This is a genomic window from Deferrisoma sp., from assembly GCF_054681715.1.
This window is the reverse complement of record NZ_BAAHFQ010000110.1, coordinates 1-9,719: the sequence shown is the minus strand read 5'-3', so window position 1 is coordinate 9,719 and position 9,719 is coordinate 1. Positions and strand designations below refer to the sequence as shown.

The 9,719-nt window shown below is 72.1% G+C and carries 12 protein-coding genes; 9 read left to right on the top strand and 3 right to left on the bottom strand.

Going from position 1 to position 9,719, the window contains the following annotated elements:
• Nucleotides 1–18 precede the first annotated feature (18 nt).
• The 3 genes from ACY0I8_RS13375 to ACY0I8_RS13365 are packed head-to-tail and all read right to left on the bottom strand — an operon-like array spanning nt 19 to nt 2,359.
• Nucleotides 19–441, bottom strand: a complete 423-nt coding sequence (locus ACY0I8_RS13375) for a nucleotidyltransferase domain-containing protein (RefSeq protein WP_461395150.1) — start codon at nt 439–441, stop codon at nt 19–21.
• The gene (locus ACY0I8_RS13370) at nt 438–1,235 is read right to left on the bottom strand and encodes a DUF362 domain-containing protein (RefSeq protein WP_461395149.1); all 798 of its coding nucleotides are present in this window, start codon (nt 1,233–1,235) and stop codon (nt 438–440) included. Before ACY0I8_RS13370 ends, ACY0I8_RS13375 begins: the two co-directional genes overlap by 4 nt.
• On the bottom strand, nt 1,232–2,359 hold the full coding sequence (locus ACY0I8_RS13365; RefSeq protein ID WP_461395148.1) for a metallophosphoesterase: 1,128 nt from the start codon (nt 2,357–2,359) through the stop codon (nt 1,232–1,234). Before ACY0I8_RS13365 ends, ACY0I8_RS13370 begins: the two co-directional genes overlap by 4 nt.
• A gap of 444 nt (nt 2,360–2,803) precedes the next feature.
• Here ACY0I8_RS13365 and ACY0I8_RS13360 point away from each other — a divergent pair, with 444 nt between their 5' ends.
• The 9 genes from ACY0I8_RS13360 to ACY0I8_RS13320 all read left to right on the top strand — a co-directional run bounded on the left by ACY0I8_RS13360 (nt 2,804) and on the right by ACY0I8_RS13320 (nt 9,635).
• A complete protein-coding gene (locus tag ACY0I8_RS13360) occupies nt 2,804–3,877 on the top strand; it encodes a sulfurtransferase (protein WP_461395147.1) in 1,074 nt (357 codons plus the stop codon).
• A gap of 11 nt (nt 3,878–3,888) precedes the next feature.
• A complete protein-coding gene (locus tag ACY0I8_RS13355; RefSeq protein WP_461395146.1) occupies nt 3,889–4,404 on the top strand; it encodes a YeeE/YedE thiosulfate transporter family protein in 516 nt (171 codons plus the stop codon).
• Nucleotides 4,401–4,940, top strand: a complete 540-nt coding sequence (locus ACY0I8_RS13350; protein WP_461395145.1) for a DUF6691 family protein — start codon at nt 4,401–4,403, stop codon at nt 4,938–4,940. The genes ACY0I8_RS13355 and ACY0I8_RS13350 overlap by 4 nt, the downstream gene beginning before the upstream one ends.
• On the top strand, nt 4,927–5,526 hold the full coding sequence (locus ACY0I8_RS13345) for a hypothetical protein (RefSeq protein ID WP_461395144.1): 600 nt from the start codon (nt 4,927–4,929) through the stop codon (nt 5,524–5,526). Before ACY0I8_RS13350 ends, ACY0I8_RS13345 begins: the two co-directional genes overlap by 14 nt.
• A gap of 185 nt (nt 5,527–5,711) precedes the next feature.
• Entirely contained in the window at nt 5,712–5,906 is a 195-nt protein-coding gene (locus ACY0I8_RS13340) for a hypothetical protein (protein ID WP_461395143.1), read from the top strand.
• Nucleotides 5,907–5,937: 31 nt separating this feature from the next.
• Nucleotides 5,938–6,168, top strand: coding sequence for a hypothetical protein (locus tag ACY0I8_RS13335; protein WP_461395142.1), 231 nt, complete (start codon nt 5,938–5,940; stop codon nt 6,166–6,168).
• 120 nt (nt 6,169–6,288) lie between these two features.
• Nucleotides 6,289–6,447, top strand: coding sequence for a rubredoxin (gene rd, locus ACY0I8_RS13330; protein WP_084319243.1), 159 nt, complete (start codon nt 6,289–6,291; stop codon nt 6,445–6,447).
• Nucleotides 6,447–7,628: an FprA family A-type flavoprotein gene (locus ACY0I8_RS13325; protein WP_461395141.1), complete on the top strand. Its 1,182-nt coding sequence runs from the start codon at nt 6,447–6,449 to the stop codon at nt 7,626–7,628. The genes rd and ACY0I8_RS13325 overlap by 1 nt, the downstream gene beginning before the upstream one ends.
• Before the next feature lie 432 nt (nt 7,629–8,060).
• Complete coding sequence (locus ACY0I8_RS13320) at nt 8,061–9,635, top strand: DUF4139 domain-containing protein (protein ID WP_461395140.1); 1,575 nt, start codon at nt 8,061–8,063, stop codon at nt 9,633–9,635.
• Nucleotides 9,636–9,719: the final 84 nt, after the last annotated feature.

Genomic DNA, 9,719 nt, shown 5'->3' with positions numbered 1-9,719 from the left:
GCGCGTACGCGCTGGGGATCAATCGTCATCGGCAAAGGCCTCCCGGGCGTAGTGGGCGAGGAACGGGGCCAGATCGCAGTACCGGCAGCCCGCATCGGCCGTGAACTCGGCCCGGAGATCCGGGTCGCGGTCCACGAGGAGTCGCCCCTGCAGGCAGCGGAAGCGGAAGATCGTGGGCGCACGATTGAGGATCCGCACGTCCACGGGCAGAACCCGGCCGATGGCCTCCTCCAGGTCCATCTCCAGGGCGCCTTCCCACAGGGCGGGAAGCCCTTCGGGCTCGGGGTCCACGAACACGGCGAGGTCTAGGTCCCTCGGGTGGGGCGAGTCCAGGAACGACCCGTGGACGTAGGCGAACACGATCTCCGGACGAGCCGCGAGCACCCGTCGGATCTTCTCCAGGATCGTCTCGGCCCGTTCCCGGGTGATCGGCTCCCTCATCCGTCCGCCTCCGTCGCCCGCCCGAGCACGCCGTGGGCAAGCCGCAGGTACTCCACCCGGCGCCAGTCGAGCCCCAGGAGCCGGCAGCCCATCGCGTCCACGGCCACCGGGTCGAACCCCGTGACGATCTTGCCCACGGGCGGGTCGCAGGGGGGGCCGCCCAGGTGAAACGCGGCGAGGCCCACGCTCGCGTCCAGCACGGCCAGATCGGGCCGGAGGTGGCTCGCCCACTCGAACACGGCCCGGTGCATCTGGGCGTGGAACCGGCCCTTCTTCCAGCCCCCCGGGTTCCCGTAGCGCTCGGGGGGCGCCGCGCCCATCAGGTTCTTGAGCGACAGGGTCACCTCGGCCAGGCTGTGGCGCTTGAGCACCGCGGCCGAGATCACGAAGGCCCGGGTGAGGAGCTCCGGGACCCAGGCCTCCGGAAACACCCGGAACCCCGGGCGGTTGCGCCGCACCGTGGGGGCCGTGTTGAGGTCCACGAGCTCCACCCCCAGGTCCCGGCCGAGCTCGGTGTAGCCCAGGGCCTCGAACACCTCCGGGGTGGTGAGCCCGGCGTCCCCGCACCCCTCGGCGATCACGACCCGGGCCCGGGAGTGGCGGAGCACATATTCCACCAGGGTTGCCGCGGCCTCGGCCGGAAACGTCACGGGCGGGGGGCTCGCCGTGACCAGGTTGGGCTTCACGACCACGAGGTCCTGCCGGGCGAGCGCCGGCCCCGCGCCCACGGCGTCGAGGGCGGCCGGGAGGCTTCGGGCGAACCCGCGAAACGGTTCCACGTGCACCGGTTTCACCGGGCGTCTCCTCCGGCGGGCACGAGTTCGACCAGGGTCACCTCGGGGGGTGCCAGCACCCGCATGGGCGGGCCCCAGGTGCCGGTGCCGCGGCTCGTGTAGAGCCGGCTTCCGCCTGCGAGTTCGTAGAGCCCATTTTGCAGGGGATAGGCCATGCCGGTGAAGAGCCGAAACGGGAAGATCTGCCCCAGATGGGTGTGGCCGGAGAGCTGGAGGTCGAACCGCCCCTCGCTTCCCGCGAGCGGCACCGGCCGGTGCTTGAGGACGAGCACGAACCGGCCGGGGGGCGCCGCGGCCAGAAGCCGCCCGGCGTCGGGGAGGGGGCCGGGGGCGTGCTCGTCGTCCACCCCCACGACCCAGAGGTCCCCCACGGCCGCGGCCTCGTTCCGGAGCACCCGAAACCCGCTCTTCTCCAGGAACGCCAGGCTCTGGCCGAGGCCGGCGTAGACCTCGTGGTTCCCCACCACGGCGAACTTCCCCAGGGGAGGCCGGACCCGCGCCCACCGCCGGCTCAGGCCGTCCAGGTGGTCGATCTGGGCGTCCACGATGTCGCCCGTGGCCACGAGGAGATCCGGCTCCAGCCGTTCCACCACCCGCAGCACCCGGTCCAGGGTGCGTTCCCGCAGGAGGAGCCCCAGGTGGAGGTCCGACACCTGGACGACCCGGAGGGGCCGGGGGATCTTCGGCGAGGCGATCCGCACCCGTTCCACCCGGAGCCGGGTGGCCTCCCACACGCCGTAGGTCCCCACCAGGAGGACCGCGGCGAGCACGGTCCAGGCCGTGGCCGGGGTCCGGACCCGCACCGGGCCCGTGCCCAGAAGCGCTCCCCCGACGCGGGCCGCGAGTTCGGCCAGCCCGAGGGCCACCGCCGGCCAGAACGCGAGGAACACGAGCCCGAGCCAGGTGTAGGCCGCCCAGGCCAGGGGCCGGCCGAGGGCCTCGAGCCCCGCCCGGTCGAGGAGCCGCACGGCCACCGGGGAGACGATCATGAGCCCCATCCAGACCCCGACGCCCAGGCCCGCCCGGGGCGCTCCGGCCCAGGCGGGCCGCAGCGCCCAGTACACCACGGCGTGCATGGCGGTGTAGACGGAAAGGGCAACGGTCAGGAACACGAACAGTCGCATGGGGCCTTCCACGTGGCTTCGGCTAGGCGGCTGGGCTGCCCGGCAGCTAGGCGGCTAACAACCTTTGGGATTCCGGCGTCATCGCGTCGGCCAACCTGTGGGAGCAGTCTCCAAGCCGCGACGCCCTTTCTTTCGGGCCTTCGGCCCGGGTCGCGCCGTGGAAGGCGCTCCCACACCGGGGCCCCGCCTCGCGCGTTACTGTCCTGCGTAGCGGGGCCCCGAAGGGGCCCTGGGGAGCTTCCAAGGATACCACGGGGCGCCCCCGTGTGCCGCGGGTCCGGTTCCCCGGTTGACGCCGGGATAGGCGGGGGTAGCCTTGCGGCCTCGGCGCGGGCCGCTGCAGGCACCGCGGAGGACTCGGAGATCCCCGAGCCCCTTGAACCCCGACGAACGAATCACGTGTCGCCGCCGGGCCGTCCGGCGGGCAAGACGAAGGAGGGTGTCATGAGGGAGATCGGAATGGGAAGACGGGTGTTCCTGGCGATCGTGTTCGCCGCGCTCGCCGCCTGGACCGTGGCCTCGGCGCGGCAGGCGGCCGGGCCGTACCCGGGCGGCGAGATCCTGGTCACGGCCGAGTGGCTCAAGGCCCACCGAGCCGATCCGGGGCTCGTGGTGGTGGACACGCGGTCCGACAAGGACTTCGACGGCCGGGTGATCCCGGGGGCGGTGCGGCTGCCCTGGAGCCTTTTCCGGGAAAGCGACCCGGTCCGGGACATGGACGGGCTCTTCGTGGGGCCGGCGCGGGCCCAGAAGATCCTGGGGGAGCACGGCATCGGCCGCACCGACACCGTGGTGCTCTACGACTCCGTAAAGAAGGACGGCGGCGCCGTGGCGTCCTACGTGTTCTGGGTGCTTGACCTCCTCGGCCACCCCAAGGTGAAGCTCCTCGAACGGGGCATCGACGGATGGGCCGAGGCCGGCGGGGAGGTGGCCTCGGAGCCCGCGGTGCTCGAACCCGTGACCTACCAGGCCCCGGCCGCCGAGGTGCGCCTGCGGCGGTGGGCCGACGGCGAGTTCGTCCGCTCCCGGCTGGGGGACCCCGTGTACCAGATCCTGGACGTCCGAAGCGCCGAGGAGTACCGGGGCGAAAAGGCGAACACCACCCTCTCCAAGCGAGAGGAAAAGCTGGGCCACGTGCCCGGGGCCTACAACATGGACTACCGGCTCAACTGGAAGGACCCCGACACGAAGGCCCTGAAGCCCTACGAGGAGCTCCTGGAGCTCTACCGGGGGCTCGATCCGGACCGGCCGGTGATCGTGTACTGCCACTCGGGCCGTCGGGCCTCGTTCGGGTACTTCGTGCTGCGGCTCCTGGGGTTCCGGGACGTGATCCTCTACGAGGCGAGTTGGATGGAGTGGGGCCATCCGGACCTCTTCTATCCGGTGGAGACCGCGCCCCGGGAGCTCCGGGGGGCGCTGCCGATCCCCGGCCGGAAGGCCGCGGCCGAGCCCGCGCCGGGCCGGGCCGCCCCGACGGCGGCCCCGGCCAAGGGCGGCTACGTCTCGTGCGGCGGATGAAGGAGGAAGCCATGGGAACGCGAACGAGGGTCTGGCCGTGGAGCGCGTCGGCGTTCGCCCTGGCCGGCATCATGGTGTTCATCTTCGCCACCTTCGGCCCCCCCGCCTCGTCGAGCGGGTTCGTGTCGGTGCTCAAGGGGGTCCTGGGCGCGGCGGCGCCCGAGTACGTGGCGGCCAAGGCCCACTACCGCATGACCCCGGGGCCCGGGTCGTGGCTCCTGGCCTTCGTCGTGGGCATGGCGATCGGCGGGTTCCTGGCCGGGCTCCGCTCCCCCGTGCCGGTGCGGGACGTGCCCGAGATCTGGGAGCGGCGGTTCGGCCCGAGCCGGGCGCTGCGGTTCGCCGCGGCGTTCGTGGGCGGGTTCCTGATCCTGTTCGGGGCCCGGCTGGCGGGGGGGTGCACCCTGGGCCTCTTCCTCTCGGGCTCCACCCAGCTTGCGGTGAGCGGGCTCTATTTCGGGATCGTGATCTTCGCCGTGGCCATGGCGACGGCCCGGGTGGTGTACGGCCGGGAGGGACGACGATGAGCGAGGTGCTGTTGGGCCTGTTCTCCGGGATCGCCTTCGGGTTCGTGGTGCAGCGCTCCGGGGCCACGAGCGCCGACGAGATGGCCCGGGCCCACCTCATGCTCGACGGCCGGATCCCCCGGTTCATGGTGGCCGCCGTGGCCCTGGCGGCCCTGGGGTTCCTGGGGCTCCAGTCGGTCGGCCTGGGCCGGACCCTGGTCCTGCCCACGAGCCTCGTGGCCACGGGCCTCGGGGCCGTGATCTTCGGGGTGGGCTGGGGACTTTCGGGCTACTGCCCCGGCACCTGCTGGGCCGCGGCCGGGGAGGGCCGGCTGGACGCGTGGTTTGCGCTCTTGGGAGGACTCGCCGGGGCGGCGACCTTCGCCCACCTCCACGAGGTCCTGATCCCGGCCCTGTATCTGCCCACGAGCCTGGGGCCCCTGACCCTCGCCGACTGGCTCGGGAGCCGGCCCGTCGCGGCGTTCGTGCTGGCCGCGGCCTTCGGGCTCGCCGCGTGGGTCATCGGCCGGCTCTGGGGGACGGGTGAGACGGCATAGGACCCGGGGCCTCGGGCTCCTCTTCGCGGCGGGGCTTTTGGCCGGCTGCTCCGGGCCGCCGCCCGAGGAGCCCCTGCCCCGGGGGTCCCTCGCCCGGGTGGAGTTCGTTCACGAGGGCACCCTCCTGGGGTTCGGCCCGTTCGTGGGCTACTACTTCCGGCCCGTCGCGCCGGGGCGGTTCGACCGGATGACCTTCGTGTGCCGAAACGAGGGCCGGTTCTACAGTTCCGACGCGCCCGAGGGCGCCCTCCTCTACGAGGGCGAGGCCGTCCTCGCCGAACTCCCGGGCGGCGAGATCCCCCCCGGGCCCGAGCGGATCCGGCCCGTGTTCTTCGACCGGGCGCCCGCCGGGTGGCTCGCCACCCGGCCCGGGGAGGCCTTCCTCCATTTCCACTCCTGCCACGACGGCCGGGGGCCCGTGCGGGTGGGCTACTGGCTCCTCCACCGGGCGGTGCGGGCCTTCACCTACGACATGGGCGGCCGGGTCGGGCCGGGAAGCCCCCTGTACCATCGGGTGGAGCCCGGCGTGGACCTCGGGTTCCCCGCCATCGTCGAGTTCGACGCCGGGCCCGGGCGGGAGAGCTGACGCCCATGGAGGGGTTGCCAGGTCCCGGTCGTTGCCACGGGAACCCCCCCGCCCACCCGCCGCACGGGAATCCCTGCGGCGGACGCGGTGCCCGAGGGGCCGACGCAATTTTTCTTGGCAACGCCCCGTGTTCCGGTACAATCGGGGGCAGGCGCGGGTTCGCAACAGACGAGAGGAGGACAGCCATGGAGGAGAAGGGGATCCGCAAAGAGGTGTGCCGTTGCGAGAACTGCGGCAACGAGGCCGAGATGACCGTGGTGTGCGAGGTGGTGCCCGTGGAGACCCGAGGGGAGCCCGAGGGGGCCCCGAAACGGCGCGAGAAGCGCACCTTCACCTGCGTGAACTGCGGCAGCGAGGCCGACATGATCGTGGATCTGTGATCCGGGCCCGTCCGGCCCCAGGAGAACCCCGATGGGCGAACCGAAGTCCGCACCCCCGCGGGTGAACCCCTACGTCTTCCCGGTGCTTCTGGCGGCCTTCGGCCTGTGGTGCCTCTGGGACGGGTGGATCACCACCGACCCCGAGATGCTGGAGCACCAAACGTTCAACCGGATCGCGAGCGCCGTGCTCTTGCCCTGGGCCGCCTACGACTTCTTCCGGGTCCGCCGGCGGACCCGGAAAGAGGAGTCGGAGGAAGGGTAGCGGCCGGCGGGAAATTTGATCTGTGACTTGCGTACTCCGTTTCCCGGAGTAATCTTTGGGGCCCGTCGCCGGCGAGTCGCCGGTTGACGAACCCTTTCCCCCAGCGAAGGAGGAAGCGACATGAAGAAGTACCAGTGCACCGTGTGCGGCTACGTGTACGACCCGGCCAAGGGCGACCCGGATCACGGCGTGCAGCCCGGCACCGCCTTCGAGGACCTGCCCGACGACTGGACCTGCCCGGACTGCGGGGCCGAGAAGGACATGTTCGAGGAGATGTGATGCAACCAGTGGAGATCGTTCCCGGGATTCGCTGGGTGGGCGTCCTGGACCCGCAGCTTCGCATCTTCGATGTGATCATGCGGGCCGAGCAGGGCACCACCTATAACGCGTACCTGGTGGAGGGGGCCGAGAAGACGGCCCTGGTCGAGACGGCCAAGGGGCGGTTCACCGAGAAGTTCCTGGAGACCCTCTCCCAGGCGGTGGACCCCGGCCGCATCGACTACGTCGTTCTGAACCACCTGGAGCCCGACCACTCGGGCGCCTTGGGGGCGCTCCTGGAGCGGGCCCCCAAGGCGCAGGTGGTGGTCACGAAGCCGGGGAGCGTGTTCCTGCGGCAGATCCTCAACCGGGACGTCTCCCCCATGGTGGTGACGGACGGCCAGGAGATCGACCTGGGGGGCAAGACCCTCCGGTTCCTCCTGGCCCCCTTTCTCCACTGGCCCGACACCATGTTCACCTACGTGCCCGAGGACGGGGTGCTCTTCCCGTGCGACTTCCTCGGGGCCCACTACTGCGACGACCGGCTCTTCAACGACCTCGTCGACAACTACGACTACGCGTTCCGGTACTACTTCCAGGTCATCATGCGGCCCTTCAAGGAGCACGTGCGCCGCGGGCTCGAAAAGATCGAGGGCCTCGATCTCAAGGTGGTCTGCCCGAGCCACGGGCCGATCCTCCGGGCCCGGATCGGGGAGTACCTGGAGAAGTACCGGCAGTGGAGCGCGCCGCCGCCCCCGCGGGACCGTAAGCGGCTTCTGGTGTTCTACGCCAGCTCCTACGGGAACACCGAGGCCATGGCCCGGGCCATCGCCAAGGGGGCCCGGGAGGGCGGGGCGGACGTGGAGGTGTTCGACCTGGTGGGGGTGGACTTCCAGGCCGTCCTGGACGAGATCGAGACGGCGGACGGCGTGGCCGTGGGCTCGTGCACGATCAACGCCGACGCCCTGGAGCACGCCTGGGAGCTCCTGGCCTCGGTGGCCACGATCCAGGTGAAGGGAAAGCTCGGCGCCGCCTTCGGCTCCTACGGGTGGAGCGGCGAGGGGCCGAAGATGCTGGCCGAGCGGATGCGAGGCCTCAAGTTCCGGGTGCCCGAGGAGCCCCTGCGGGTGCAGCTCGTGCCCTCGGCCGAGGATCTCGAAACCTGCGTGGCCTACGGCCGGAAGCTGGCCGAGGCCCTGTAATCCGGCGAGACAGGGCCGAGGGGCCCGGGACTATGGATGACCCCAGAAGGCTCGGCGCTGGCCGGGCCTTCGTCGTGTAAGGGCCGCGCCGGTTCTTGGCCGCCTGGCCGAGGAACCGTAGGAAGCTCCCGTAAGCCGCGAGGCGGCCTGTTTGCGACAAACTGCCACACGTCGGTGCCGGTGTGCGCGCCGGTGGGCGGGGCAAGGGGCCGCGGTCTGGACCATGGGACCGGAGTCGGTGCCAGGTGCCAGAGGACAGACGTCAGAGGACAGGGGTTTCTGACATCTGTCCTCTGAATTCTGATCCCTGACACGGCAGCCGCTCCCACAGGCTGGGACGGTCGCTGACGCTGGAATCCCAAAGGATTTTGGCGTCCTAGCGTCCGAGCCTCCTAGCGTCCTAGCGGGAAGTTACTCGGAAGGGAGGTCAGGATGCGCGGGGTGAAGGTTGCGTGGGCCGCCTTGGTGGCGGTCCTTTGGGGAGCCGCGGCGGCACCTGCCGTGGACGCCCCGGTCCGGTCGGTGGTGGTGTACCCGGGGGGGGCTTGGGTCGAGCGGGAGGCCCGGGCCGAGGTTTCGGCCGGCCCGGCCACCTGGGAGCTCGGCCCCCTGGCGCCGGAGGCCGACCCCGAGAGTCTCGCCGCCTCGGTGGTGGAAGGCCGGGCCCGGATCCGGTCGGTGGCGGTGGCCACGCGGCCGGCCGTTGAGGCCCCGACCGAGCGAGAGCGGGACCTGGAGGCGCGGATCCGGGATCTCCTGCATCGGGCCGGCGCCGAGGCCGACCGCGCCCAGGCCCTGGAACGCAGGCTCTCGTTCATCGACGCCCTGACCCGGGCCGCCGAGCGGGCCGACCCGACCGGGGATCCGGCGGCGTGGAAGGCGAGGTGGGAGGCCCTGTCGGCCGGCGCCGAGGAGGCGCTGGCCGCGATCCGGGCGGCCCGGGCCGAGGAATCCCGGCTCCGGAAGGACGCCGAGGCGCTCCAGCGGGAGCTCGATGCGCTTCGCACCGGCCGGCGGGACCGGCGCTGGGCCGTGGTGGAGTTGGCGGTGGACGGGGCGGGGCCCGTGGGGGTCCGGCTCGGGTACCGGGTGGGCGGCGCCGGGTGGACCCCGGCCATGGCGGCCCGGCTCGATCCCGGGGCCGACCGGGTGGTGGTCGAGACCGCGGCCCGGGTGGAGCAGCGCTCCGGAGAGGACTGGCGGGACGTCGAGCTGGCCGTGGCCACGGCCGACCCCCGCCGGACGCCGGACCCCCCCGCGGTCGCGCCCTGGTTTGTGGACCTCTGGGAGCCCCGGCCGCTCGCGGCCAAGCGCGGCGCCCGGTCCCTGGAGCTCGCGGCCGCCCCGGTCCCGGCCGCGGACGGGGCCGCGGTGGCGGATACGGGGGCCGGGATCACGGTCTACCGCATGCCGGGGCGAGTGACCCTGCCCTCCGGGGCGCCGGCCCGCCGGGTGCCCCTGTCGACCCGGGAGTTTCCGGCGCGGGTGTTCGTGCGGGCCGTGCCCCAGGAGGCGGCGCTGGCGTACGTGATGGCCGAGTTCACCTACGAGGGGGAGGGCATCGTGCCGGAGGGGCGGGTGGATCTCCACCGGGGGCCCCACTACGTGGGCGCGGCCTCCGTGCCGGCGCTGCGGCCGGGGGAAACCGTGACCTGGGCCTTCGGGCCCGACGACCAGGTGGACGTGGGCTACGAGATCGACCGGGATTTCAAGGAGCGCACCGGGTTGTTCGGCGGGAGGCGGCGGATCGAGCGGCGCTACCGGATCCGGGTTACAAACCGGCGCCCGGATCCGGTGGAGGCCGAGGTGGTCGTTCGCACCCCGGTGAGCCGGGACGAGCGGCTCGAGGTGAGCCTGGAGGGATCGACCCCGCCCGACGAGGAAGAGTTCCAAGGGCTTCCGGGCGTCGTGGCGTGGCGCCGGACCCTCGGGCCGGGGAAGGAGGAGATCTTCGTGCTCCGGTATGCGGCCTCGTTCCCCAAGGATCTGCGCCCCTCGGGGCTGTGACCGGCGCGGCCGCCGATTTCATCGAATTTTAATGTGCCGTTAAAGTCCTTCTAAGATTGACCCGGTAGGATAGGCACCGTAGGC

Coding starts and splice junctions, on each gene's coding strand:
- ACY0I8_RS13320 (WP_461395140.1), top strand. CDS start 8,061: ATGCGCGGGGTGAAGGTTGCGTGGGCCGCCTTGGTGGCGGTCCTTTGG.
- ACY0I8_RS13350 (WP_461395145.1), top strand. CDS start 4,401: ATGAGCGAGGTGCTGTTGGGCCTGTTCTCCGGGATCGCCTTCGGGTTC.
- ACY0I8_RS13375 (WP_461395150.1), bottom strand. CDS start 441: ATGAGGGAGCCGATCACCCGGGAACGGGCCGAGACGATCCTGGAGAAG.
- ACY0I8_RS13360 (WP_461395147.1), top strand. CDS start 2,804: ATGAGGGAGATCGGAATGGGAAGACGGGTGTTCCTGGCGATCGTGTTC.
- ACY0I8_RS13335 (WP_461395142.1), top strand. CDS start 5,938: ATGGGCGAACCGAAGTCCGCACCCCCGCGGGTGAACCCCTACGTCTTC.
- ACY0I8_RS13340 (WP_461395143.1), top strand. CDS start 5,712: ATGGAGGAGAAGGGGATCCGCAAAGAGGTGTGCCGTTGCGAGAACTGC.
- ACY0I8_RS13355 (WP_461395146.1), top strand. CDS start 3,889: ATGGGAACGCGAACGAGGGTCTGGCCGTGGAGCGCGTCGGCGTTCGCC.
- ACY0I8_RS13365 (WP_461395148.1), bottom strand. CDS start 2,359: ATGCGACTGTTCGTGTTCCTGACCGTTGCCCTTTCCGTCTACACCGCC.
- ACY0I8_RS13325 (WP_461395141.1), top strand. CDS start 6,447: ATGCAACCAGTGGAGATCGTTCCCGGGATTCGCTGGGTGGGCGTCCTG.
- rd (WP_084319243.1), top strand. CDS start 6,289: ATGAAGAAGTACCAGTGCACCGTGTGCGGCTACGTGTACGACCCGGCC.